The sequence below is a fragment of the Sediminispirochaeta smaragdinae DSM 11293 genome, assembly GCF_000143985.1.
Taxonomy (GTDB): Bacteria; Spirochaetota; Spirochaetia; order DSM-16054; family Sediminispirochaetaceae; genus Sediminispirochaeta; species Sediminispirochaeta smaragdinae.
Genome location: NC_014364.1, coordinates 1,544,672 through 1,570,130, shown reverse-complemented (window position 1 = coordinate 1,570,130; position 25,459 = coordinate 1,544,672). Strand labels below are relative to the sequence as shown.

Here is a 25,459-nt window from a genome sequence, read left to right as displayed (position 1 = left end):
AGCAAACAGATCAAAGAAACGAGGTACGATAGATGAGCGAAAAACGCTTTCCCTTTTCCAAAGAAGTGATAGAACGGCTTGCCGATACCCTGCCGACCCCTTTCCATCTTTACGATGAGGCGGCAATACTCGAAAATGCCCGCTACATAAAAAAGGCCTTTGCCTGGGCACCCGGTTTCAAAAACTATTTCGCCGTTAAGGCATGTCCCAATCCGACGATCCTCGACCTGCTCCATAAGGAAGGCTTCGGCACCGATTGCAGCAGCCTGCCCGAGCTCATTTTGAGTGAAAAAAGCGGCATCGCAGGCGAAGAGGTGATGTTTACCAGTAACGATACCCCAGCCGAGGAGTTTAAAGAGGCAAAACGGCTGGGAGCAATCATCAACCTCGACGATATCTCCCATATCGATTTTCTCGAAAAGGCGGCGGGGATACCTGAGCTGATCTGCTTTCGCTACAATCCCGGCGACGCACGGAGCGGCAACGTAATTATCGGTGAGCCCAAAGAAGCAAAATACGGTATTACCCGCGACCAGATTCTGGACGCTTATCGCATGGCAAAGGAGAAAGGGGCCAAGCGTTTTGGACTGCACACCATGGTGGCCAGTAATGAGCTTAATCCCGAATACTTCATCGAGACGGGAAGGATGCTTTTCGAACTCGCCGTAAAGATCAAAGAGGAGCTCGGCATCAAGCTGGAGTTCGTCAATCTCGGCGGCGGTATAGGCATCCCCTATCGCCTCGACCAGGAACCGGTGGATCTGGTGCGGGTCTCCGAGGGCATCAAGGGATGGTACGATAAGATGATCGTTCCCGCAGGCCTCGACCCCCTGAAAATCGTTATGGAGTGCGGCAGAGTGGTCACAGGACCTTACGGCTACCTCATCACTAGGGTCCGCCACATTGCGAAGAAATACAAAACCTACGTCGGGCTGGATGCTTCCATGGCAAACCTGATGCGGCCGGCCATCTATGGAGCCTACCACCACATAACCGTTTTGGGAAAAGAAAACGAGCCGCCTGCCATGGTTTGCGATGTTACCGGATCGCTTTGTGAGAATAACGATAAATTCGCCATCGACAGGAACCTGCCCGAGATCGAAGTCGGCGATCTTATTGCCATCCACGACGCAGGAGCGCACGGCTATGCCATGGGCTTCAACTACAACGGAAAACTGCGAAGCGCCGAGGTGCTTATCAAAGATCCCGAAACCGTGGAGCTCATACGACGGGCAGAAACCATGGATGACCTTTTCGCCACCCTGCGTTTTCCCGGTGCACCGGTAAAGATGTAAAGGAGAAAAAGCCACAGAGCATGGCGGCCGAGGAGCTTCAGCGCATAGACGGCAATCAGGAACTGCACCGCAAGATTCTTCCCTACTGCAGGGTAAAGCCTGGAGAGGTGTGGGAAGATCCAGAAGGCAGGCACAGGGTTGCCGTCATCGACGCCACCGACGCCCATGCCGTAGAAAACCTTTTCGCGGGGGAACGGGCCGTACTCATGGTTCAGGATCCCCCCTACAATGTCGAGGTCGGGGGAATGCAGAGTGATGCCCTCTCCCGCCTCGAGATCACCAGCTACATCGATTTTTCCCGCCGCTGGATCGAGGCCGCCCTTCCCGCTCTTGCAAAGGATGCCTATTTCTACATCTGGATCGGGGCCGATCAGAAACGCTCTTTCCAGCCCCTTCCCGAAGTGATGATGCTCATGAGAGGGTTTCCCGAGCTTGCGGCAAAGAGTTTCATCACCCTGAGAAACCAGCGGGGATACGGTACCCTCTCGAACTGGATGAGCGTCAGGCAGGAGCTGCTCTGTTACGTCAAGGGTAAGCCCGGCTTTACGGTGCAGTACACAAATCAGCCCAAGAAGGTTGCCGGCTATTATAAAAAGGTAGGGGGCGTGCGGAAAGAAAATCTTGCACGCGGCAGGTCACATACCCTGAGAGCCGGAAATGTCTGGACCGACATTCAACAGGTTTTCTATCGTATGGAAGAAAACGTTCCGGGTGCTTATGCCCAGAAGCCTCTGGCAGCCCTCCGAAGGATCATCTCATCGGGAAGCCGGAGCGGCGAGGTGGTGGCCGACTTTTTCGCCCATTCCGGTACAACCCTTCTTGCCGCCGAAATCCTGGAAAGGCGCTGCTTCACCTGCGACATCGATCCCGTTTTCGCCGAGCTGACTATCAGAAGACTGGAACGCTTTCGGCAAAAGGGTAAGACGGGCTGGCAGTGGAAAAGCCCCTTTCCCGAGATCATGTAATCACCTCACCTCGAAACCGCTCTCGGCGCTGCAGCCACCGGAGCCCGTAACCACGATACGATACTCCCCCTTTTCAGGAAAGGGAAGCAGAAAAAGCGGCAGGTTTGAGGAGCGTTGCAAGACCACCATGCCGTGGCGGTAGAGGGTCAATGCATAAGGAGGAGAGCCCAGGCCCCTCCCCTCTATCCTGACGGCTTGGGCCTCTTGAGAAAGTGAGGGGTCGGCGAAAAAGCGTGAACCGTCGGGTGGAAAGACAATCTCTCCTCCAGCTTCCCCTTCACCTGCCTCTACAAAAGCGCTGGAGAGTTTTGTCTGCGCCCATACCCTGAAAACATCGGGATAAGAGACGTGGATCTTTCCACTCTCGTCACGATGGTGCCAGGTGCAGGGATCAGGTAATCGGTCGGGCGGAAGATATTCGTAGAGTGTCGAAGGGTCATCGGCGCTTGCCGCCATACCGGAGACGGCACAAATCTTCACCCGCACGGCACCGGGAATGGGCGGATAGCCGCTATCCGGCGTGTGCAGCACATCAAGGAGTTCCGCAACGATGGATGCCGGAATACTGCTTCCGGTCTTCCCGATAACTGTTTCTCCGGTAAAATTTCCGATCCATACCCCAACGGTATACTCGGGAATCGCCCCTATCGCCCAGATATTCTGAAACTGGTTTGCCGTCCCTGTTTTAAAAAGGGAGGGAAAGGGAAGATTCATAACCGAATCGCTGCCGAAGCCGAGTACCCTGCTCCGGTTGTCCCCAAGGATATCCCTGACAACGGCCACAGCATAGCGATCACGGGATGATGAAAGGTTGATTTCCGCAGATTCCACAGATCCTAGTTCCACCGGCCGGGGACGCAAGGGAACAGGGCCGTCTGTTCGACTGAACAGGGTATACGCGCGGACCAGTTCGAAAAGTGATATCTCGGCGTTTCCCAGAGCAAGGCCGGTACCGAGACTTCCACGCTGCTCTTTAATAGAGGAGAAACCAAGATCCACCAAAAATTGGGCAAAGGCATCGACCCCGAGCCGTTCTATCAGATAGACCGCCGGGACATTGAGGCTCGAGGCAAGGGCCACCCGAAGCCGCACAGGGCCGTGGAACCTGCGATCGAAATTGAAGGGCTGATAGACCGCCGCCCCCCCAAGTTCCAAGGGAATATCGGGAAGGATCGAGTTGGGAAGAAAACCCGACCGAATGGCAAGGGTATAGAGAAAGGGTTTGAGGGTAGAGCCAGGCTGATTACACACAAGGACCCCGTCGATCTGCCCCAGGTGCTCATCATCCCAGAATTCCCTGCTGCCGACCCAAGAAATGATCTCGCCAGTGTCGTTACGAACAATCAGCCCTGCCCCATTCCCAAGCCGGTTGCGGCTATGCTTATCAAGGGTCTGGTCAATACGTTCCCTCAGCCGCATATTGAGCTCAGCATCGATGGAGGTTCTCACCCGAAGGCTTTCGCTTCGCTCGGAAGGAAGGCTATTGAAATAGTTGATGAAGTGCGGGGCCTGATTCGTCCAAACCCCGCGTCGGGCTTCCCCGGCCGCGAGCAGGAGTTCGCGGTAGGAAAAGCGGTTTTTTATGCCGGCCTCCTTGGCCGCGGCACGGGCGGCTGTCTCGGGGTGTTCCACAGGATCATAGAGGGAGGGGCTTCTGGGAATAACTGACAGAAGGGCAAACTGCGCAGGGGAAAGCTCTTCCACGGGTCGGTTGAAAAAGGTCATGCCGGCGGCAGGTACCCCTTCACAACGGAAGCCGAAGGGGATGGCATTGATCCAGAGCTCGAGAAGCTCCCCTTTCGAGAGCCGACTTTCGAGTCTGAAACTATTCCACGTCTCCCTAAGCTTACCTTCGAAGCCGCTCCAGCCGCCTCCGCTCTCTGTTTCAATAATCCTGGCCAGCTGCATCGTTATGGTGGAAGCCCCCGAAACAATTCGCCCCTCATGGAGGTTAAGCACGGCACTTCTGAGCACGGCAAGGGGATCGATACCGGGATGGAGGTAAAAGCGGCGATCTTCTGCGTCGAGGAAGGTCGATACGAGAGAATCAGGCATCTCATCCAGATCGCGGAAAATTCTCCGCATACCATTGGCCAGGGGCCGGACGTACAGTAGAGTCCCATAGCGATCAAGATACTCCCGGCTCCATTCCCGCGCACGAAAATGGTCCAGCTCCGGATAGGGCGTGAACCGCAAAACAAAAAAAAGAAGGAGAAAAAAGAGTAATCCACCTATGGGAGGCAGTACAAGAAGCATTCGAAGGCGGCCGGGCCGCCTTCGGATCTTATGAACGCTCATCAATGAAAATAAGTGTTCCACCATCCCGGCCGAAGACCTCGGGTTCGTACATACACTCTGCCTGGGCCGGAGGCGTCGGATATACCCCGGGACGGACCGCCCTGATCATGAAACTTACATCGCATGTTCCTTGAGGAAAACGGTCGAAAAAGAAGCGCCCTTCATTGAGATAGTATACCGAACGATCGGGGCTTACATTGCGTACCGTATCTTCCCCGGACGAAGGCTCGTCGTAGCCCTCATACCTGGCGGTGGTGACAAAGCCGGTATCGAGAATGACCGCGCCGGACGGAACCGGCACCCGTACCGCAAGAAAATCGTGCCGCAGCGGCGAAGAGAGGTGAACTACGACTCTATAGGTCTCCCCGGCAGTAAGACAATCTCCGGAAACGGGTCTTCCCTCCATATCGAAAAACTCCCGCAAAACACCGATTCCCATATCCATGGGAGGAGCACTCTCTGCCGGGATGCTGTAGCGCATGGCAAAACGGTAGGCAAGGGTGCCTTCTCCCGATGCCTCCACCGATAAAGGAAGACTCTTGCCGCGTTCGATACCGGAAAGGGGCTCTGTATCAAAGGAAAAGATCCTTTCTACAGGAGGATTTGCTATCGAATCAAATCGGCCCGAAAGCAGATCGTTATCGGCGATACGTACAGTTACATCGATATCTGGTGCCTTATCAAGGCCAAGTTCCCCGGAAGCCGCAATAAGCGCCCAACCATTATCAACGGTATTCGTCCATCTGGCACTGCGCCGACGCTGGATAAGAGACTCGAGGGCAAGTTCCCGAAAGCTATTCGAGGGATCGACCCGTTGAATCAGCATCAGCAGCAGCGAAAGCCGTTCGATCTCCGAGCCGTACCAGGAAGAACCGCTTTCCCAGGTTTCGGTAATATCCAGGCTTCTTGCAGAGGGACGGATGAAAGAAGAAATTCTGGTAAGGGCCGATCGTGCGCCATCCTGGTCCCCCGAGGCAAAAGAGGCAAGGCCGGAAAGTGCATAACCGGCAATGCCGATCTCATCGCCTCGCCTACGAAAGGTTTCGCTCTCCCCTCTCACGTCGTCGCCGAGAAGCGCCCTGGCATAAAGGCCCAAGACGTAGAGATAGGGCTGTTTCTTTATGGTATCCCGGGGTTTGCGCAGATAGGACAATAGTGCGTCCTCATCAAGCTCATCGGGAATCGGATAGCCTGCGTTTTTTGCAAGGGCGATGATTTGAGCAGTCCGTGCGGAAACGTAGTAATTGGCCCATCGACTGCCGCCCCAGTAGGGAATGCCCCCCTCGGAGGTCTGTACCTTTCCGATCTCCCTTAGTTGCTCTGCTATGTGGGAACGTGGAAGCGCAAGCTCCTCGAAGGAAGGAAATGCACCGGTTTCTCCAAAAAGCAGATAGGGAATCAACTTGGAGGTTCGCTGTTCGAAACAGTCATAGGGATAGTCAAGCAGATAGGAAACGGCTCCCTCGAAAAGGGCCAGCTTCGAAGCCGAGAGGGAAACGGCAAGAGAGCCCTCGGGATCAGGCATCTGATCATCTCCCCCGGGAAGACGGATCATCTCGGTGTCGATCTTGGCTTTTCCGTTTTCGGGAACAATCCGGTTTCCCGTAGCAACGCTCTCGAAAACCGCCGGCTTCTGAACCTCTACCTCTCGGACAAGTTCTTCGTTAAGCACCGGGGAAGAAACGGTAAAGCTTATCTTCCCCTTGCCTGAAACCGGAGCGGAAAAGAGAAAATTCACGAGGTTCGTCTTCCCTCCCTCGACATGTACATGCCTGCTCGTCTCTCCCTCGATACCGAGGATCGTACTCGACACGGTCACATCCATATCCACCGCCTCGGAGCCCAGATTGGAAACGATCACCCCTCCCTCCATCGTATCCCGGTGACGGAGCAATTCGGGGAGAACGGATTGCACATTGACGGGATTCTGAGCCACCAGTTCCTGCTCATTGCGGCCGAACTGGTTTTCTTTGACCCCGACGGCGGTGCAGCGGTAGGTAGTAAGGGTATCGGGAAGGGTAAAGCGAACCACCGCCTCCCCCTTCTCATCGGTAGTCACATACGGTTCAAAGACCGCAAGGGGACGAAAATCCTCACGCCGTTCCATCTTCTCATTTTCGCCTCCGCCTCCCTGCAAATCCTTCACTTCATAGGTAACAGGATCGATCAAAAGCGATCGACTATCGCCGCCGGAAACCGCAATGGGAAATTTGCGCGGATCATAAAAGAAATCAAGGGGATCGGGAACATGATAATCAATCAGATCGAGAACCCCTCGGTCCACGGCAAGAAAGGTGATCTCGGCATTGGGCACGGCATCTCCCGCCTTGTTCGTCGCCTTCAAGTGCACCACGGCCTCTTCCCCCGGGCGGTAGGAGCCCTTCTCCGACCGGATATCGATATCAAACCGTTTGGAATCGGTATCTACCATGATGGGAACGACACCGAAATAGCCCTTCGGCTTATCAAGATCCGGTTCCAGATAGGAATGATCCGGCTTCTTCGTTCTTATGGAATAACTGCTCACGGCGACATAGACTACCGGTACAAACTCTTCACTAATGGGAACACCGATGACGTTTGCCGAACCGTCGAGATGGACAATACGTTCGTCGAAAATGCCTTCCCGCTCCACGGTAATCAGATAATCACCAGCGGCAAGGGGACTTTTTACCAGTATGGTTGCGGTATCCCCCGGAGCATAGGAGGGGCGGTCGGTTTCAAGGCCGATCATCTCGGGGCTATCGAAGCCCCAACTGACAATATCAGAGCCGGTTGCATAAAAAGAAAGTTCGGTAACAGCGAGACGGTCGGCCGCATCCGATGCACTGAAACGGACCAAGAAAGAACCGCTACTTGCCGGTGTGAAGGTGACCGATCCCTTGTTTTCCCCGCCGATTGCAGGAGTCTGACGCTCTACCGGTTCTAGGACCATTTCGTAATGGGTATTGATTCGCCCAGCCACACCCTGTTGCTGGGCACGCTTCCAGCTTCTCTTAAAAAGTTCAACGTTCAGGTTTTTTACGTCGTCCCGGTAGGATCGCCCGTCGGGACGCACCAAGGCCCAGTCGAAGTCGACATCCTCGCCCTTTCGGACGAAACCCGACCATCCCTTGTGATTCATACGGCCGCCGATGTAAAAGGCAGCAGGATGAACGATCACCGATGTCCGGGCGGCGATCATCTGACCACCGGCATCATCCACCCGAGCCTCTCCCCGGTATCGCTGGGGCTGCCCGGCAATCCCCTCGGGGCTTGTTGCCTGGCGAAGCATTGCCTTTCCGTCGCTGCCCAGCACCCCTTCGGATTCCGAAAGGAAGTAGCGCCGATCATATCCGGAAGGACCGAAGCGGTAATCTTTCCACTCCTCTCCCTCGGGAGCAAACCACGCCGGTTCTTTTGTCCAGGAAGCGCTGTAGTGAGCCTCGTTGAGGGCCCCGCCGGCGAGATAATCGGCAGAAAGCTCGGCACTTACGGTATCACCCTCAAAATAGTCCCGGTCAGGTATTGAAAGCCCCACCTGAAACTTGAGCCGTTCGAACTGTGAAACCTGAAAAGGAAGACGAGTTTCACCTCCGGGCCTGGAATATTCGATCACATAACTGCCTGGTTCCAGATCGGGGGGGATGGGAACCTCACCGTAAAAACCACCGCTGGCCGTGGTGGTACCGGAGCTCTCAAAGATCTCTTTTCCCCTCCAGCGGTTCTCTTTCACCTTGAGGGTATAATCGCCCTCGTAGATAACGTAACTGCCATCCTGCAGCGTCCTGTCGATGCCGCGGAAGGTGACGACCTCTCCGGGGCGGTATAGCCCACGGTCGGTAAAGAGAAAAACCTGTGCAGAAGCCCTCTGGATACGGGCCGGCGTTGAAACGGCAAGGGGCGAGCTTCTCCAGAGATTATGGCTCCCGTTGGGTTTAAACTCGATGCGATCCCCCTGGTATTCCACCTGCAGACGGAGGAAATCGCTCCAGTCACTCTTCGGGTCCTGAAAGTAACGGGTAAACTCTCCATCCTCAAGGGAAAAGACCACGAGACCGGAATCGTCGCTCGTCCCCTCGAAAATGCGATTTTGCTGGCTCATGAGGGTGACACGGGCACCCGAAACGGCCTTACCGGAGGAAAGGCTCGTCACCCATGCGACAACCTTGTTGTAGGCATAACGAACGGTCAGGCCGAGATCCGTTACCTGAAGGGTGAGATTGCGCTGGCCCCATCGAGGCCGCTGCCCGCTTTTTTTGTCTATAGGGGAAAAATTCCATGAGAAGCCGACCCAGCCCTTGCCGTCGCTTCCCAACCAAGGTGAAAGATCGATCTCTTCAAAATGGTGAACGTTCTTTCCAACCTCGGGAAAGGGATAGGGTTCCAGTGCCGTGGCGGGCCAAAAGCTATAAGGATCGTCTATTGCACCGGCCTTCCATATCCCGTTCTCCATGTTCTGGTAATCGAAAACGATTTTGGGTGAAAACTGAGACTCAAGCATCCGCGTGCCGGTGTTGGGGAAGTTGGCAAAGCTTGCGGCCTCGGGTATCTTCACCTTCACAAGCTGCTGGCTGCCGAGACTTCTCCCATAAACATCTTTCACCGAAGCGGCGATGGTAAGCAGATATTCCGAATTATAAGCATAACCGAGCCCCGAAAGTCTGACGGTGTTCTGCCAAACGGTAATATTATCCTCAGCAACCCGTACTTCAGGCTGAAAAGAACATGCTCCCAAAAGGCTCGCCTTGTCCACGGGATGGGAAAATTCGAGAAAAAGAGGATTCGTGGCCCCTGCGTCTCCGGAAAAGGAATAGGAATGGGTGGAATGACGCAGCAACTTGAAGGGGGTTATCGTATGAAAGACGATCTCCTGTTCCGCTTTTCTCCCTATATAATCGGGACGACTTCGGGCACCCGGGCCAAGAGCAACGATGATATCGCTATCTTCGGGAAGCGTCTCGATTGCCGAAAGCACAACGAGGCTTTTCAGCTCCTCTTGTGAATAGCGTCCCGAGCTATTATCCGGCCTGGAAAAGGTGACCTGATAGTCGTATCCCTCGCTTCGAAGCTTCAGGTAGTCCGCAACCGTTTCGATTTCGACCGGGTAATTGAATCTGACAAGGATCTTACCGGCGGCATCAAGGGGAACTCCACCCCTTTTCCAAAGATAGGAATCCTCAAGGGCTCCGGCACCGGGCAAGGCGCTACGCATTGCAAGCTCTTCACTCCGAAAGGAAAAGCCGGTTTTGCCGACAAGGGCTGCACCGTGAACCGACTGAACCGATTCATTCACCGTCACTCGGTACTCCCGTTGAGGGAGGACCTTCGCCTTGGCCTGAAAGACAATCATCCGGGTACTATACCAGCGGAAGCTGCCCTCAATCTCCGGCGAGATGGAGAAAACGGAAGAGGCATCCCGGCTTTCACCTATCTTGGACAGCGGAATGACAGGATCGGAAAAGAGTATCCAGACCAGAGGCTCTTTTATCTCAGAGGGAAGTTCACCTTCGGGGCCGTAAGCCGAAAGCTTAAGAGGAGAAGGGGCTGTCTGGAAAGATGTATCTGTCGCAGTACCGAAACTCCCTTCGGAAAGCCCCCAGGCTGCTTCCTGATAATAAGCGATGGAAAGGGTATCGAGACGGCTCTTCCAGGAAGAGACCGACCGGTCGACCTCAAGGCTGGAAGTTTGTTCCGCTTCGCCGACAGCCTCACGTGAATTCTCAACAGGGGTACTATCGTTTTTCTTACAGGAAAACGGAAGCACCATCGCCGTAATAAAAACAAAAAGGGCTACAAGGCCCTTTCCCATCTTTACATATCTTACCCTTCGCTCTGCCATAGCTTCTTTTCCTCTGTCTTTCAACTGGAATATATTACTCTATGCGGCCATGTCCCCGGCGTCGCTTGCGATGCCGATCCGACTTCTTCCGTTTCCTTGGAGGTCGTACTTCCACACCACCCAACAAGGCAAATCCACGAATCTTTAAAGTGGGCCCATCTGGATAGTAGTCATATTCCATCTTGTTTTCAAAACCGCCTATGAGGGGAATTCCGGAAATATCGACATTAACCCCCTCGGGAACCACCATTTCCACACCTCCCAAGAGGCATACGATCTCGATCTCTGTCGTTCCAGGCGGAAATTTTGCATCGGTAAAATCGAGATCGACACCACCCATGAGGGCCAGAACCCTTGTGTTTCGTGCAGGAGACCATGGACCTCGACGTTCCACGCCGCTGAGTAAGGCCAGCATGGTATCGTCCCGTTTCACCCTCCCGTTATTCCAGGCAACGGATGAAGAATACTCTTGGTTTTCCTCATCCCGAAGTACGGGCAGATCCCGAATCAGGTTTCCAAGCACCTGCCGGTCGTCACTTTCGTGAGCGAGGGAGACCCTTCGCTCGAATTCATCTACCTCTATATTATTATGAGCGAAATTGAGCTTGAGCTGCTCTACGACTCGCTCTCTGAACTTCGGGAGGGGAAGCATAGGCGGATGTTCATAGGAGATATCTTCATCCATAACAACCATGAGCATACGTTGATTTGCTGCTGCGGTCAAGAACAGCACGCGGATTCCCTTAAACAGCATCAGGATGGAGATATTTGGCAATAAAAAACCAGAACACCTATTGAGGCACAATATATAGTGTGCTAACATTACAAACAGGCACTAATAACACTACATTTAGTAGCACTTTTGATGTATGGAGGTTTATGGTGCGATGTCCTCATTGTGGGGCCCTGGAGGACAGGGTTCTGGAATCTAGGCAGAATGCCGGAGGCAGTGCCATTAGGAGGCGACGGGAGTGTCTTTCCTGCGGTTATCGTTTTACAAGCTACGAACGGATCGAAGAAAAACCGATCATGGTGGTCAAACGTGACGGTAGATTAGAGCCCTATGAACCGGCAAAGCTGGAGCGTGGGATCAACATCGCCATGGAAAAGCGTCCTATTGGACAGGCTACCAGAGAAAGCCTCTTTCAGGCAATAGAGGACGAGGTAGCCTACGGTGCCAGAAATAGTCACGAAATAGCAACAAAAGAGCTTGGAGAGATTGTTCTCAGGCGGCTGTACAAGGTGGATAAGGTCGCCTATGTCAGATTCGCATCGGTTTACCGCATGTTTGACAATGTGGAAGAGTTTCTCCGGGAAATCGAACAACTAACAGAAACGGGAGGGAAAAGTGACAAGTTTGCAGAGTGAATGGGCAAAAATACGAAGCAGCAGCGAAATTCACGACGGGGGACACGCAGGTGGGCAAAAAGCACCGGTCAGGTGGATCGTCAGAAGAGACGGGGGCCTTGTTCCGTACGACAGGGAACGGATTCTATCGGCCGTTGCACGGGCAATAGAGGCCACAGGAAGGGGCGAAGAGGGATCGCTTGCCGAAGGTCTCACCCTCGCGGTGGAAGAGAAGCTTCGCAGCGGTTTCGCCGCCCGCCACCCGAACTCCGCCCCGGCGGTTGAAGAGATCCAGGACATCGTGGAAACAACCCTCATCGAGGCGGGAGAAGCAGCCGTGGCCAAGGCCTATATACTTTACCGGGCCCGCCACGAGGCAATACGCGATGCAAAGAAACTGCTTCTCGACATCGATCTTACCATGGATGGGTACCTCTCTCAGAGCGACTGGCGGGTAAATGAAAACGCAAATGTCAATTACTCCCTTGGGGGCCTGATTCTCCATAATTCGGGTACCATCACGGCAAACTACTGGCTTAAAAATGTCTATCCGGCCGAGATTGCCGAGGCCCATCGTAATGCAGACTTCCACATCCACGACCTCTCGATGTTCAGCGGTTACTGTGCAGGATGGTCGCTCCGGGAATTGATCATCAAGGGACTCGGCGGCGTTGCAGGAAAAATATCCAGCAAACCGGCCCGCCATCTTTCGACCCTGGTGCAGCAGATGGTCAACTTTCTCGGGGTCATGCAGAACGAATGGGCAGGGGCCCAGGCTTTCTCGAGCTTCGATACCTACCTCGCCCCCTTTGTGAAAATCGAAAAGCTGGAAGAGGAGCAGGTCCGCCAGTCGATTCAGAGTTTCCTCTTCGGCGTCAACACCCCCAGCAGATGGGGAAGCCAGGCACCCTTTACCAATATCACCCTCGACTGGACCGTCCCCCGTGATCTCGCAGAGCGGAAAGCGATCGTGGGAGGAGAAGAACAGGAGTTCACCTACGGCGATTGTCAGAAAGAGATGGATCTTATCAATAAGGTTTTTATCGAGCTGATGCTGAAGGGGGATGCCGAGGGGCGGGGATTTCAGTACCCCATTCCAACCTACAATATCACCGAGGAGTTCCAGTGGGACGGAGAAAATGCCCGCCTGCTTTTTGAGATGACGGGCAAATACGGAACACCCTATTTCCAGAATTTTATCTCAAGCGATCTTGATCCGGGCGACGTCAGGTCGATGTGCTGCCGTCTGCAGCTCGACAAGCGGGAGCTAAGGAAACGCGGCGGCGGACTCTTCGGATCCGACGAGCTGACAGGTTCCATCGGGGTCGTGACCATCAATCTCCCGAGGATCGGATATCTCTCGGCGGGAAAGCAGGAGTTCTTTCGACGCCTCGATCATCTCATGGAATTGGCAGCCGAGAGTCTGATCATTAAGCGGAAGGTAATCGCACAGCTCTACGATACAGGGCTTTTCCCCTATACAAGAGAGTATCTCTCCGGTCTCTCGAACCATTTTTCCACTATCGGTATCTGCGGCATGAACGAGGCGCTTCTCAACTTTCTCGGCGAGGATATCACCGGCCAAGAGGGACGCTCTTTTGCCCTGGAAATACTCTCCCATATGCGGGAAAAGCTTGCCGATTTTCAGGAACGGACCGGTGATCTCTTCAACCTGGAGGCGACACCGGCCGAGAGCACCAGCTATCGCCTGGCTCTCCATGACCGCAACCACTATCCGGATATCATCACTTCGGGGGAGGACGAGCCTTTCTATACCAATTCGAGTCAGCTTCCAGTCAACTTCACCAACGATATCTTCGATGCACTCGATCACCAGGAAGCACTCCAGAGCCTCTACACCGGAGGAACCGTATTCCACGGATTCGTGGGAGAGGCGATCGACGACTGGAAAAGCTGCAGGGCCCTGGTCCGCGCCATGGCGGAAGGATACCGCATTCCCTACTATACCATCAGCCCGACCTATTCGGTCTGCCCCGATCACGGCTATCTCTCTGGGGAGCATTTTACCTGTCCCCGCTGCGGGAAGGTGGCCGAGGTCTACACCAGGATCGTCGGCTACTACCGTTCCGTTGCGAACTGGAACAAGGGCAAACGGGAGGAATACGGGAAGCGCAAGCTTTTCGAAGTGAAGGAAAGCCTTGACACGAAAAACGAGAAAAAAACCTCGGCTGGAGAGGTCGAAAAAAGGGCGGCAGCCACGGAGCAGGTGAAAGAAGGAAGCGGAAAAGCTGCGGTCAGGTGGCTCGGCTTTTTCAGAAAGGCGTGTCCCTCCTGCCCGCCGGTAAAGGAAGCTGCGGCGACCCTCCCCTTCCCGGGAGAGGCCGTGGATGTGGATAAGGAAGAGGGGCTTGCCCTCGCCGCCGATCATCAGGTCTACAGTACCCCCACGGTCATCCTTTTCGATGATAAGGGAGAGGTGGTGGCACGAGCAGGGAGCCGAGACGAACTGGAAGCGGTAATGTAGGCTATGGAGCGCTACGCTCTTTTGAAGACCAGCCTGATCGATTTTCCGGGCAGGGTTGCGGCGGTGATTTTTACCGCCGGCTGCAACCTCCGCTGTCCCTATTGCCATAATGCCGATCTTGTCATGGGGCAGATAAGCCAGGAGGAGGGAAAAAGTATTCCGGAGATCGAGGCCTTTCTTCGAAAAAGGGCCCCCCTCCTCGGGGGGGTCTGCATCAGCGGAGGAGAGCCCCTGTTATCTCCCGGGCTCTTTGACCTTGTCGCCCTTCTCGTGGCAATGGAGATGCCCTGGAAGCTGGATACAAACGGCACCCTTCCCAAACGGCTGGGCAAGCTCCTGGACCAATTTCCCGACCATTCCCCGTCTCTTGTCGCCGTAGATTTGAAAAGCTCCTTCGAAGCTTATCCACGACTGCTTGGATACAAAACAAAGGACGGGTCGGCTGCAGAAGCGGTAAAAAAAGCGATTTTCGCAAGCATAGGCGAGCTTGCCCGGCACGCCGTCCCCTGGGAGGCCAGAACCACCGTCGATCCGGCCGTCATCACCCCTCAGGAGCTCGCGACCCTTGCAAGGTCGCTTGCTCAGGAAGTTGGAGCGGGAAGGCTCGAGACACCGACCAGATGGTCGCTCCAGGCTTTCAGACCGGGCAGCTGCCTTGATCCCGACTGGAACAAGAGGCCGGCCACAGGGAAAGAGGAGATGCAGTCATACGCCGACGCCTTGAAGGCGGCGGAGCTCCCGACGGAAATCATCATACGGGGATGACTAGACAAGCTATCCTGTGATAGAGTTCCTCACGGAGTACACAGGATGAAAACATTGGTATTGTATGGTTCTGCGCGTAAAAAGGGAATAACGCGATCAATGCTGGATATTCTTCTCGCGGAGATGGGGGACTCGGCGGGAACGGTTGAGGAGATCGATTGCTATAGGACCGATGTGGCTCCCTGTATCGATTGCCGCTATTGCTGGAAAAAACGTGGCTGCTCGATTAAGGACGAGATGCAGGAGATATATCCGAAGATGGATGCGGCTGACAATATCATTGTTGCTTCCCCCGTCTATTTTCACTCCATCCCCGGTAAAATGAAGGTTTTGATAGACCGTTTCCAGGTATTCTGGGCCAGTGAGGTACGCAAGGACAAACCTTTACACTCCACAAAACGGGGAGCCGCCCTTTTTGTCGGGGGAGCCCCGGCCTTCGAGCATCAATTTCTCGGCGCAGAACTGGTGATAGGCGGCCTCTTTAAAGACTATTCCACCCAAAATCTCGGATATGTTACCTTTGCAAACAGCGACAGAGAAAGGGTGAGCGACAGCCCCGAAACATTAGCGCAGTTGAAGGAACTGGCGGAACGTTTTCGCATCTAAAACGAAAAAGCGATCAATTGCCGAGAAGGAATTGGTCGAATTGAGTTTCCATCTTTTGCGGCAGCATAATCTCCTGGATACACTCTAAGGCGTAGTCGTCGGTCATGCCTGCAACATAGTCGACGGCCAAATTTCGAAATCCGCCATCCTCCCCTTCGTAGAAAGAACGCATTTTACACACATAATCCCCGAACCGTACCGCAAGCAGATTTTTCTCCCTTCGGTATTGCGTCTCATCGAAACGGTAACGATCGAAAAGGTCCTCCAGATAATCGAAGAGCGAACGAAGGATACGGTCGAAATAGCGGTGATAATCGGAAAGCAGGGGATTTCGGTAGATGTTCCGATAGTTAAACTCCGTAAGCACCTTCATCGCATGGTATTTTTCATCGGAAAAAGCAATGGCACCATTCTTGCGGCTGGTATCGATCAGATCGTTGACCAGGGTATTGATGATAACGCCATTTTCCGCTCCGAGGCTTGTGACGATTTCTTCGGGAACGTCCCCGCGCTTCACGATCTTCAGCTGAAGGGCATCTTCCAGGTCCCGTCCCAAATAGGCAATCTTATCTGCCATGCGAACGACTGCTCCCTCCCAGGTCGAGGGAAGGTGGTTGCGACCGGTCAGGGAACCAAGGTCCTTAATCTCCTGGACAGGGATGATGGACTGCTCGAACTTTTCCCCGCAGTGGCTTACGATACCGTCCCGTACCGCATAGGTGAGGTTGAGCCCCTTCCCGTAGCCGATAAGATGATCGACAACCCGCAGGCTGTAGAGCTCGTGCACAAAGCCCCCTGAATCTTTCCTAATATCGGCCATGATGTGTTCACCCACATGACCAAAGGGAGTATGACCAAGATCATGGCCGAGACCGATGGCCCAGGCGAGATCGGCATCAAGGTCGAGCCCCCTGCATACCGCAGCAGCTATGGATGCGACATGCATGACATGCTCGATGCGGGTACAGATATGGTCGTTTTTCGGACTGAAAAAGACCTGTGTCTTGTGCTTCAAGCGACGAAAGGGGTTGCAGTGAATAATAGCCGTGGTGTCACGAAAATAACGGCCGCGGATATCCTCGATTCGGGGTTGTTGCCGTTGCTGGAGTAACTCATCAGGTAAGCTGTTCTCAAAACGATAAGGGGTAGGTTCCATCTCTATTGTTCCTCCGCCTTTCGGAAAAAAAGGAGTAGGACTCGATAGAGAGCCTCAAGATCCTCGAAGGATGCGCACTCTCTGATCGAATGCATCGCCAACATGGGAATCCCCACATCCACGGTATTGATGGAAAGTGCTGCCGACAAGATAGAACCGACTGTACTTCCCGATTTCATATCCGAACGACCGATAAGCCGCTGATAAGAAATCCCTGCTTCATTGCAAAGCGATATGAAGATTCCGGCACTCTCGGCGTTTGTGGCATAACGGTACAGGGCATTCATTTTTACCACAGGACCGCCTCCGATTCTCGGAGCAAAGTCAGGATCATGTTTCGAGGAAAAATTGGGATGAACGGCATGCGCTCCGTCGGCAGAAACAAGAAAGGAACGGGCAAGGGTTCGCTGGAACTCCTCCTCCCCCCCGCCGGAGACGGCAACGATCCGTCTAAGCAGATTGATAGGTAAGGCCGAATCCGCTCCGGAATCTATGGTACTTCCCACCTCTTCGGCATCGGAAAAGAGAACCATTGTCCAACCGGCTCCCAAGGCCGAAGCATCAAGGAAGGCGGAGAGGGCGGCATAGCAGGAAGCAAGGTTATCGATTCTCTCCGAAACCATTACCCCTCCAAGTTCCGAAGGAGCAATATGGTCGTGAAGGAAAAGATCCGCCGCAAGAATATCATCCCCCGGAAGACCGGAGTGCTTGCTCACCAGTTCCCGGAGAGAAGCGATCCCGGGAAAAAGAGCTTGAAGCTCATCCTGAACTTGATACGCATAACCATCATTTACCTTCGGGTTCAGATGAATGGCAAGATTCGGGATAATTGCAACCGGTTCGTCGGTCGTGAAAAGACGATTGGAATCGGCAGAGACAACAAGTCCGGAGCAGGAAAGCTCCCGATCAAGCCAGGAAGAGACGATGGCGCCTCCGTAGAGCTCCACGGGAACTCTGAGAAAAGGGCTGGTTCTCGTGCCCGATTCAAATTTAAGCTTCAGGGAAGGACTATCGGTATGGGCGGCACAGAGGGCGATGCCCGTTTCCCAGGGAGGAAGCTTGCCCGGACGAAACGCCGCAAAAAGCCCCCGTTTCTGGAGATGATAAATCTTTCCTGCCTCAAGGCTCCAGGGCTCTTCCGGCCGTAAAGCAACGGCTCCCTTCCCGGCAACAATGTCGGTAGAGGCTGCGGCGGCGTGCAGAGAAGTAGGAGATTTTTTTATATAATGAAAAAAAGATTTGGAACTAAACATATCTTCACTATAGCTTTCCCCGGCTTGATTCGTCAATTTGTTTGATCTTTCGATGAAAAGTATTTATGATGAGTGAAGTATTGGAGATATTGAAATTGTGTAACCGGAGTTATCGGCACCATGCGAAATGAAAAAATACTGATTGTAGAAGATGAGAGGATCATCGCCCTTGATCTCCAGCGTCGTCTGGAACGATTTGGTTATCCAGAACCTATTCTTGCGGCAACCGGGGATGAGGCTCTGAGGAGAGTAGAAGAGCACCATCCCGACATCATCTTGATGGATATCATGCTTTCCGGGGGAATCGACGGAGTCGATGCGGCAAAGGTCGTCAAGGAACGTTTTGGAATCCCGGTCATCTTTCTTACCGCCTACTCCGATGAAAAAACCCTTTCCAGGGCAAAGGAAGCAGAGCCCTTCGGATATATTCTTAAGCCCTTTAAAGAAAAAGAATTATATACAACCATCGATATTGCGCTGTACAAGTTTAATGTCGATCAGGCCCTCAAAAGGCAGGAGCATTGGCTCTCCGCCATCCTCCACAGCATTGAAGACGGAATCATTGCAACCGGGAAGGACGGGAAAATCCAGTTTATGAATCCCGTCGCGGAAAATATCACGGGCTGGAAAGAAAACGAGGCAACAGAGAGAACCCTCGGTATGGTATTTCAGCTCTACTATGGTCCGGACGAAACCGCGGTTTCCTTTCCGAACCTGCTTACCGATGGAGAAGAAAGCCCCTTTGTCTTTAAAAACTGCCTTCTCAAGAATCGGGCAGGAGCAACGATTCATACAGAAGGCAGCCTTGCAGCCATTCGGGACCGTGATGGTAAACTCGACGGCCAGGTTCTCGCCTTCCGCGATACGACGGAAATGCGGAGAATGAGCGAAACCATCAGCTATCAGGCAAGTCATGATACCCTAACAGGATTGATCAATAGAGACGAATTTTCCGAACAGCTACGCCGTACCATCGGTCTTGCAAAGGAAAGTGACGGTGAAAATGCCTTTATTTTTCTCGACATCGACCAATTCAAGGTAGTGAACGACCTGTGCGGCCATACCGCCGGAGATGAACTGCTTTTAAAAACCACCACGGTCATTAAAAGCGTGGTTCGTTCCAGCGATCTCTCGGCCCGTCTTGGGGGTGACGAGTTCGGTATCCTGCTTACGGGAGCAAGCATCAGTCAGGCCACGGAGATCGCCCAGAGGCTTCAATCCCGGCTGAGGGAGACCAAGCTGATATGGGACAAACACGTCTTTAATATCACCACAAGCATCGGTATCGTCATGATAAACGGCAACGATCAGGACATACATGATGTTTTTGCCGCGGCGGACGACGCATGTTACATTGCAAAAGATGCCGGGGGCAACAAAATTAAGGTCTACAACGTTGAGGAGAACCTCTTTACAAAGCGACGCGGCGAGATGCAGTGGATCAGCAGGCTGACAAAGGCCCTTGAGGAGGACCGTTTTCAACTCTTTTTCCAACCGATAGAGCCGATCAACAGTTCAAACTCGGGAATGAAAAAATGTGAACTCTTGATCAGGATGATCGACCAGGAAGGAAACACCATCATGCCTGCCGATTTTATTCCTGCTGCCGAACGCTATAACCTGATGCCTGCCGTGGACCGATGGGTAGTGCAAAACGCATTTAAAGCGTACAAATTGCTTTCCGACGAACTCGGCCAGGATCGGAATCCCTTTTTCTTTACCATCAATCTCTCCGGTGCTTTTCTCGCGGATGAGACCAGCCTCGACTTTCTCGTCTACGAATTTCAGGAATACGGTGTTCCCCCTTCCTCCTTCTGCTTCGAGGTAACGGAAACAGAGGCGATTAGCAACATGAAGACTGCAAGTCACTTTATCAATGAGCTGAAAAAGATCGGCTCGACCTTTGCCCTGGATGATTTTGGAAGCGGCTTTTCATCCTTCAACTACCTGAAGCTACTGCCTGTCGACTATTTGAAGATCGACGGGATGTTCGTGAAGGATATGGATACCGATCCGGTAAACAGGGCCATGGTAGAGGCCATCAACAGCATGGGCAAGGTGATGAGGATTAAGACCATCGCCGAATTCGTCGGAAACGAAGGGATACTACGGGAACTTGAGCAGATTGGTGTCGACTATGCTCAGGGCTACTTCTTCGGAAAGCCCACCCCCATCAAAATGCTGCACCCGACCGCCTTCGGTTAATCAACTCCGCCGCACATCCGTTCTGGATCAAGCAGGCGCTGCACGGTTTCGGAGTCAAGGCCGCTTTGCTTCAGGGCAACCTCTCTGACATTCCGTCCGCTGGCGTAGGCCTCCTTGGCGATCCGGGCAGCCTTTTCATAACCGATTTCCAAGGCAAGCGGGGTAACCATGGCGAGGCTTCCTTCGATCAAATCCCGGCAGCGTTGTCTGTCGTAGCTCATACCTGAGATACATCTATCTGCAAGGGAGCGGCAGAGCCGACTCAGCATTTCGGCGGAATCAAGCAGCTCGCCGGCGATAAGGGGCATCATGATATTGAGTTGAAGAGGACTGTTCTGGCAGGCAATGGTAAGACTTACATGCTTGCCCATGACCGAAGCGGCCACCTGTACGGCCATTTCGGGAATAACGGGATTCACCTTTCCCGGCATGATGCTGCTTCCCGGTTGAAGCTCGGGAAGCCTGATCTCCGCGAGACCTGCCCGGGGGCCGCTGGAAAGGAGTCTGAGGTCCTGGGCGATCTTCATTATGATCACCGCCAGGGCGTTGAGGACATCCCCGTATTCAAGGCTGGCATCCCGGGCGGCTATTGCGGAAAAGCTGCGATCCATGGCAACAAAGGGACATCCCGTTCCCTCCGCAATATGAGTCGCCGTAAGATCGGCAAAGTTGCGGCTGCTGTTTAGACCCGTACCAACCGCGGTTCCGCCGAGAGGAATGCGCTCGAGAACGGGAAAAAGGGCTTTCAGGCGTCGCAGGGCCTGATGCAGTTGATCGGCCCAGGCCGAAAGCTCCTGAAAACCGGTCATGGGGACGGCATCCTGGAGGTGGGTACGCCCAAGTTTGATAACGTCCCTGCTCTCCTCGGCCTTTGTCTCCACCGCTTCCGCCAGATAGCGAAGATCCCGCGCAAGACACTTGGCCGAGAGCCTGGATGCAATCTGAATTGCAGAGGGAATGACATCGTTGCTCGACTGTCCTCGGTTAACCGTATCGTTGGGGTGGACAGGCCCCCTGGAGCCGAGAGGAAAGCCAAGCAGTTCATTGGCCCTGGCGGCAACCACTTCGTTGGCATTCATGTTCCAGCTGGTCCCGCTTCCGGTTTGATAGAGATCGATGGGGAACTGATCGGCAAACTTGCCGCGGCGCAACTCACGGGCGGCCTCTTCCACGGCGTCACAGACCGCTTCGGGAAAGGTTCCGAGCTCACCATGTGCAACTGCGGCCCCCTCTTTTATCCAGCCGAGGGCGAGCCGAAGCCCTTCGGGGATTCTTCGGCTGCTCACGGTGAAATTTTTAACGGCCCGTGCAGTTTGGGCCCCCCAGTACACATGCTCGGGTACGAGCATCTCTCCCATTGAATCTTTTTCTATACGAAACCCTTTTTTGCTCTCCATGAATGCTCCCATTGACACTTTGAATCGCCCATAGAATACTCTTTGCCATGCAATCAGGTAAAGAGCTACCATCGATTCTTATAACGGGAATGAAGCATAGCGGCAAGAGCTGTCACGGCGAGGCCCTTGCAAGACATCTTACCCTTCCCTTCACCGATCTTGACCGATTGGTTATGGAACGATATTGGGCGCAGGGAGGCAAGGAATCCTCGGTCCGACGACTCTACCGTAATGAAGGGAAACAACGCTTTATGGCTTTGGAGGCTGAAGCCGCCAAGGCTCTGAAACAAGACGAACGGGCAATGGTTGTCTCTACCGGAGGAGGAATTGCCGACAACGACGGAGTCCTCGCGGGGTTTCACGACGAGGGTGGAAGGTCTTTTCTTATCATCCATCTAAGGCTTCCCGAAGGACTCCTTTTTGCCAGGATCGTGGCAGGAGGCCTGCCCCCCTTCCTTGAGGGCGAGGGAGGAATCAAGGGGGCACGGGAACGCTTCCATCACCTCTGCCTCAGACGGGAGAAGGTCTATCGCAGGTATGCCGATCTCGTTTTTGACCTGGAAGATCGTTCGAGAAAGGAAAACAGTCAGATTATCATCAGGGGGGTGGATACCTTCCTTTCTGGTAAGAAGGAGTAGACAATGGCAGGAAACAGCTTCGGAACTCGCTTCCGTATTACAAGCTTCGGGGAGTCGCACGGAAAGGGAATCGGCGTCGTGGTCGACGGAATGCCTCCGGGAATCGAGATCGATCCGGCCGCAATCCAGCTGCAACTCGACCGGCGAAAACCGGGCCAGTCTCAGGTGACCACCCCAAGGAAAGAGCATGACCAGGTTGAGATCCTCAGCGGGGTCTTCGAGGGCAAGAGTACCGGCACCCCCATTGCCATGTTCATCGCCAATAGAAACCAAAAAAGCGGAGACTACGACCAGTACCGGGACATCTACAGGCCTGGACATGCAGATTTCGGCTACGACAAGAAATATGGCATCAGGGACCACCGGGGCGGTGGCAGGAGTTCGGGAAGAGAAACCGCGGCCAGGGTTGCCGCCGGGGCACTTGCACGTCTGCTCCTTGAAGCCCGGGGTATCAGGGTCCAGGCATGGACCCTTGAGGCCGCAGGCATTAGGTGCGAAACCTGCGATCCTTCCACCGTGGAGAAAAACCCGATGAGGGCCTGTGATCCCAGTGCCGCCGAAAAGATGCTGGCAGCCGTAACCGCTCTTGCAGCGGAAGGCAACAGCGCCGGGGGAATTGTGGAGTGTACCATAAGCGGGGCACCTGCCGGTATCGGCGATCCGGTATTCGATAAGCTCGATGCACGGCTCGCAGGAGCGATGATCTCCATCGGAGCGGTAAAGGGAATAGAATTCGGTGTGGGCTTTGCGGCGGCACGCATGACCGGGAAAGCGGACAACGATGAAATGGACGGAAAGGGCTTCTTAAGCAACAATGCAGGCGGAATCCTCGGCGGCATATCGACGGGAGAGCCCATCAGCTTCCGTCTGGCGGTAAAGCCTACCCCAAGCATCTCTTTACCACAAAAAACCATCGACTCCGACGGCAGGGAACAGATCATTCAGGTAAGAGGCCGCCATGATCCCTGCATCTGCCCCAGGATCGTTCCGGTGGTAGAAGCCATGGCCGCTCTTACCCTTGTTGATCTTTTGCTGGCCACAAACGAGACTATAGGATAAGAATCATGTAAGGAGAATTTCATGGATAAGCGGGGAAGGCAAAAAGGTTGTAAAGGACTTCTTGCATTGATCCTGTTTACGCTCGCGGCCGGCCACCTCTGGTCCGGTCCGTTCTGGATAGACCTGGAAAGCGGCGGGGCCTTTACCGGCTACAACGATGTGCAGATTCCCTCCGATACGGGGACCCGATTTTCCCTGGCAGATGATCTTGATCCCGATGCTGTTTGGTTCTTCCGCCTCCGCCTCGGTGCCGATTTCGGCCGCAATAGCCTCTCCTTTCTTTATGCTCCCTTGCGTATCACCAGTAACGGAACTGTGAATAAAGACATCACCTTCCGCGATACACTATTTCCTGCAGGAACGAACCTCGAAGGAACCTACACTTTCAACTCCTACCGTCTGACCTGGAGCTATACCCTTATCGATGAGCGCCGCTTTCGTTTCGCAGCCGGGATTACCGGAAAAATACGGGACGCTTCAATCAAGTTAAAGAGCGAAAGCGACGAGGAAATTCGCAAAAATATCGGTTTTGTCCCGCTTATTCATCTCGATGCCCGATGGAACGTTGCCGAACGCTACAGCTTTGTCATCTCCGGAGACGGCCTTGCGGCACCCCAGGGGCGCGCGGAAGATTTCATGGCCGCCCTCCTCTACCGTCCGGAACCCGATATCGAATTGCGCCTCGGTTATAGGATACTCGAGGGGGGGGCCGACGGTGGAGGGGAAGTATACACCTTTGGAATGTTTCACTACATTCTGGCAGGCATACGCTATAGGATATAGGGAAATTATGCCTTTACCTCCGGCCCTGTTCCGTAGTTTTCCACAATGAAGTCGATGTCCTTATCCCCTCGTCCCGAAAGGTTGACCAGGATGGATTTGCGAGGCTCCTGCTTTGCAAGCTTCATGGCGAAGGCAACGGCATGGGCACTCTCCAGAGCGGGAATGATCCCCTCCTTGCGGCTGAGTGTATAGAAGGCTGTAAGGGCCTCTTTATCGCTGGCAGTCTCGTAGACCACCTTCCCTGCATCCTTCAAGGCCGAATGCTCAGGCCCCACACCTGGATAATCGAGACCGCTGGCAATCGAATAGACGGGATCCGGCTCCCCCTTATCATTCTGCAAAAGATAGCACTTGAAACCGTGTATGAGTCCGGGCTTTCCATAGCACATGGTTGCGGCATGTTCGCCCTTCTGCAGGGAACGGCCGGAAGGCTCAACACCGTAGAGGGTGGTATCCTCTTCGTCGAGGAAGGCCGTGAAAATGCCCATGGAGTTACTTCCACCTCCCACGCAGGCCACAACATTGTCCGGCATCTCGCCAGTCATCTCGAAAAACTGCTCCTTTGCCTCAATTCCCACAACCCGCTGAAAATCGCGAACCATCATGGGAAAGGGATGGGGACCGACCACCGACCCGATACAATAGATTGAATTGACAGGGTCCTCGAGATAGGCAGAAAAAGCCGAATCAACCGCCTCCTTTAGGGTCTTCAATCCAGAGGTAACGGGAACAACATTGGCCCCCAGAAGTTTCATGCGGATGACGTTGGGATGCTCTTTCCTGATATCGACCTCACCCATATGAATTTCGCACTCGAGTCCGAAATAAGCGGCGGCGGTGGCAAGGGCGACACCATGTTGTCCCGCACCGGTCTCGGCAATCAGCTTTTTCTTTCCCATGTATTTGGCAAGAAGTGCCTCACCCATACAGTGGTTCAGCTTATGTGCCCCGGTATGGTTGAGATCTTCCCGCTTTAAATAAATCCGTCCCCCCAATTCGTCGGAAAGGGTCCTGGCGTAGTAGACCGGAGTGGGACGCCCCTGGAAGTGTTTGCGGATGCTGCGAAGCTCGGAAATGAAGTGATGGCTTTTGCTGATGGAATAGTAGGCATCGGTGATTTTGTCCATCTCTTTTTGTAAAGCTTCAGGAATAAAACTTCCCCCGTAGGAACCAAAAAAACCCTTTGTATCGGGTTGTTGCTTAAAATAGTCGCGCATGTTTTTCTCCTTCGCGATGTGATGCATGGCCTTAAGATAGAAGTATGGTAGAAGGCAAATTCGTTTCTGTCAAGAGAAACGACTCCTTGTCATGTTTTATGGTCGATCATAATGCGGAATACACACCGGTACGGCCTATTCCCCCTGTTAGTTGGGAAAAATTGAACAA

The 25,459-nt window shown here is 53.8% G+C and carries 17 protein-coding genes; 10 read left to right on the top strand and 7 right to left on the bottom strand.

From position 1 onward, the window contains the following. Nucleotides 1-32: 32 nt before the first annotated feature. Both lysA and SPIRS_RS07365 read left to right on the top strand, forming a co-directional pair. Nucleotides 33-1,295 carry a diaminopimelate decarboxylase gene (gene lysA, locus SPIRS_RS07370; protein ID WP_013254051.1) on the top strand — a complete coding sequence of 421 codons (1,263 nt, stop codon included), beginning with the start codon at nucleotides 33-35 and terminating at the stop codon, nucleotides 1,293-1,295. Nucleotides 1,296-1,315: 20 nt separating this feature from the next. After that, nucleotides 1,316-2,260, top strand: a complete 945-nt coding sequence (locus tag SPIRS_RS07365) for a DNA-methyltransferase (protein WP_013254050.1) — start codon at nucleotides 1,316-1,318, stop codon at nucleotides 2,258-2,260. On the opposite strand, the gene SPIRS_RS07360 is transcribed toward SPIRS_RS07365, so the two are convergent. Genes SPIRS_RS07360 through SPIRS_RS07350 form a run of 3 tightly spaced genes read right to left on the bottom strand, consistent with a single transcriptional unit; the run spans nucleotide 2,261 to nucleotide 11,112 of the window. Beyond that, nucleotides 2,261-4,558, bottom strand: coding sequence for a transglycosylase domain-containing protein (locus tag SPIRS_RS07360; protein ID WP_013254049.1), 2,298 nt, complete (start codon nucleotides 4,556-4,558; stop codon nucleotides 2,261-2,263). It abuts the gene before it with no gap. Next, nucleotides 4,545-10,379: an alpha-2-macroglobulin family protein gene (locus SPIRS_RS07355; RefSeq protein WP_013254048.1), complete on the bottom strand. Its 5,835-nt coding sequence runs from the start codon at nucleotides 10,377-10,379 to the stop codon at nucleotides 4,545-4,547. The genes SPIRS_RS07360 and SPIRS_RS07355 overlap by 14 nt, the downstream gene beginning before the upstream one ends. Before the next feature lie 34 nt (nucleotides 10,380-10,413). Further along, nucleotides 10,414-11,112, bottom strand: a complete 699-nt coding sequence (locus SPIRS_RS07350) for a LiaF domain-containing protein (protein WP_245537724.1) — start codon at nucleotides 11,110-11,112, stop codon at nucleotides 10,414-10,416. 149 nt (nucleotides 11,113-11,261) lie between these two features. Here SPIRS_RS07350 and nrdR point away from each other — a divergent pair, with 149 nt between their 5' ends. From nrdR to SPIRS_RS07330, 4 genes are read left to right on the top strand one after another with little or no spacing between them, the layout of a single operon-like run. After that, nucleotides 11,262-11,747 (top strand): transcriptional regulator NrdR, encoded by a 486-nt coding sequence (gene nrdR, locus SPIRS_RS07345; RefSeq protein WP_013254046.1) that lies wholly within the window; start codon nucleotides 11,262-11,264, stop codon nucleotides 11,745-11,747. Further along, nucleotides 11,728-14,211 carry a ribonucleoside triphosphate reductase gene (locus tag SPIRS_RS07340; protein ID WP_013254045.1) on the top strand — a complete coding sequence of 828 codons (2,484 nt, stop codon included), beginning with the start codon at nucleotides 11,728-11,730 and terminating at the stop codon, nucleotides 14,209-14,211. The genes nrdR and SPIRS_RS07340 overlap by 20 nt, the downstream gene beginning before the upstream one ends. 3 nt (nucleotides 14,212-14,214) lie before the next feature. Beyond that, a complete protein-coding gene (locus SPIRS_RS07335; protein ID WP_013254044.1) occupies nucleotides 14,215-14,976 on the top strand; it encodes an anaerobic ribonucleoside-triphosphate reductase activating protein in 762 nt (253 codons plus the stop codon). A gap of 45 nt (nucleotides 14,977-15,021) precedes the next feature. Further along, a complete protein-coding gene (locus tag SPIRS_RS07330; protein WP_013254043.1) occupies nucleotides 15,022-15,582 on the top strand; it encodes a flavodoxin family protein in 561 nt (186 codons plus the stop codon). 13 nt (nucleotides 15,583-15,595) lie between these two features. On the opposite strand, the gene SPIRS_RS07325 is transcribed toward SPIRS_RS07330, so the two are convergent. Further along, entirely contained in the window at nucleotides 15,596-16,738 is a 1,143-nt protein-coding gene (locus tag SPIRS_RS07325; protein WP_013254042.1) for a deoxyguanosinetriphosphate triphosphohydrolase family protein, read from the bottom strand. A 2-nt stretch (nucleotides 16,739-16,740) separates the two neighbouring features. Then, on the bottom strand, nucleotides 16,741-17,991 hold the full coding sequence (locus tag SPIRS_RS07320) for a M18 family aminopeptidase (RefSeq protein WP_013254041.1): 1,251 nt from the start codon (nucleotides 17,989-17,991) through the stop codon (nucleotides 16,741-16,743). A gap of 120 nt (nucleotides 17,992-18,111) precedes the next feature. Here SPIRS_RS07320 and SPIRS_RS07315 point away from each other — a divergent pair, with 120 nt between their 5' ends. Then, nucleotides 18,112-20,196: an EAL domain-containing protein gene (locus tag SPIRS_RS07315; protein ID WP_013254040.1), complete on the top strand. Its 2,085-nt coding sequence runs from the start codon at nucleotides 18,112-18,114 to the stop codon at nucleotides 20,194-20,196. On the opposite strand, the gene SPIRS_RS07310 is transcribed toward SPIRS_RS07315, so the two are convergent. Beyond that, the gene (locus SPIRS_RS07310; RefSeq protein WP_013254039.1) at nucleotides 20,193-21,593 is read right to left on the bottom strand and encodes a class II fumarate hydratase; all 1,401 of its coding nucleotides are present in this window, start codon (nucleotides 21,591-21,593) and stop codon (nucleotides 20,193-20,195) included. The two genes, SPIRS_RS07315 and SPIRS_RS07310, sit on opposite strands and share 4 nt — an antisense overlap. A 47-nt stretch (nucleotides 21,594-21,640) precedes the next feature. On the opposite strand from SPIRS_RS07310, the gene SPIRS_RS07305 reads away from it, so the two are divergent. Genes SPIRS_RS07305 through SPIRS_RS07295 form a run of 3 tightly spaced genes read left to right on the top strand, consistent with a single transcriptional unit; the run spans nucleotide 21,641 to nucleotide 24,073 of the window. After that, nucleotides 21,641-22,231, top strand: coding sequence for a shikimate kinase (locus SPIRS_RS07305; protein ID WP_013254038.1), 591 nt, complete (start codon nucleotides 21,641-21,643; stop codon nucleotides 22,229-22,231). 3 nt (nucleotides 22,232-22,234) lie between these two features. Further along, the gene (aroC, locus tag SPIRS_RS07300; protein WP_013254037.1) at nucleotides 22,235-23,290 is read left to right on the top strand and encodes a chorismate synthase; all 1,056 of its coding nucleotides are present in this window, start codon (nucleotides 22,235-22,237) and stop codon (nucleotides 23,288-23,290) included. 21 nt (nucleotides 23,291-23,311) lie between these two features. Continuing rightward, the gene (locus tag SPIRS_RS07295) at nucleotides 23,312-24,073 is read left to right on the top strand and encodes a hypothetical protein (protein WP_013254036.1); all 762 of its coding nucleotides are present in this window, start codon (nucleotides 23,312-23,314) and stop codon (nucleotides 24,071-24,073) included. 5 nt (nucleotides 24,074-24,078) lie between these two features. On the opposite strand, the gene trpB is transcribed toward SPIRS_RS07295, so the two are convergent. Then, nucleotides 24,079-25,290 carry a tryptophan synthase subunit beta gene (gene trpB, locus SPIRS_RS07290; RefSeq protein WP_013254035.1) on the bottom strand — a complete coding sequence of 404 codons (1,212 nt, stop codon included), beginning with the start codon at nucleotides 25,288-25,290 and terminating at the stop codon, nucleotides 24,079-24,081. Between the last annotated feature and the right edge of the window lie 169 nt (nucleotides 25,291-25,459).

Coding starts and splice junctions, on each gene's coding strand:
- lysA (WP_013254051.1), top strand. CDS start 33: ATGAGCGAAAAACGCTTTCCCTTTTCCAAAGAAGTGATAGAACGGCTT.
- SPIRS_RS07365 (WP_013254050.1), top strand. CDS start 1,316: ATGGCGGCCGAGGAGCTTCAGCGCATAGACGGCAATCAGGAACTGCAC.
- SPIRS_RS07360 (WP_013254049.1), bottom strand. CDS start 4,558: ATGAGCGTTCATAAGATCCGAAGGCGGCCCGGCCGCCTTCGAATGCTT.
- SPIRS_RS07355 (WP_013254048.1), bottom strand. CDS start 10,379: ATGGCAGAGCGAAGGGTAAGATATGTAAAGATGGGAAAGGGCCTTGTA.
- SPIRS_RS07335 (WP_013254044.1), top strand. CDS start 14,215: ATGGAGCGCTACGCTCTTTTGAAGACCAGCCTGATCGATTTTCCGGGC.
- SPIRS_RS07330 (WP_013254043.1), top strand. CDS start 15,022: ATGAAAACATTGGTATTGTATGGTTCTGCGCGTAAAAAGGGAATAACG.
- SPIRS_RS07325 (WP_013254042.1), bottom strand. CDS start 16,738: ATGGAACCTACCCCTTATCGTTTTGAGAACAGCTTACCTGATGAGTTA.
- SPIRS_RS07320 (WP_013254041.1), bottom strand. CDS start 17,991: ATGTTTAGTTCCAAATCTTTTTTTCATTATATAAAAAAATCTCCTACT.
- SPIRS_RS07315 (WP_013254040.1), top strand. CDS start 18,112: ATGCGAAATGAAAAAATACTGATTGTAGAAGATGAGAGGATCATCGCC.
- SPIRS_RS07310 (WP_013254039.1), bottom strand. CDS start 21,593: ATGGAGAGCAAAAAAGGGTTTCGTATAGAAAAAGATTCAATGGGAGAG.
- SPIRS_RS07305 (WP_013254038.1), top strand. CDS start 21,641: ATGCAATCAGGTAAAGAGCTACCATCGATTCTTATAACGGGAATGAAG.
- aroC (WP_013254037.1), top strand. CDS start 22,235: ATGGCAGGAAACAGCTTCGGAACTCGCTTCCGTATTACAAGCTTCGGG.
- SPIRS_RS07295 (WP_013254036.1), top strand. CDS start 23,312: ATGGATAAGCGGGGAAGGCAAAAAGGTTGTAAAGGACTTCTTGCATTG.
- trpB (WP_013254035.1), bottom strand. CDS start 25,290: ATGCGCGACTATTTTAAGCAACAACCCGATACAAAGGGTTTTTTTGGT.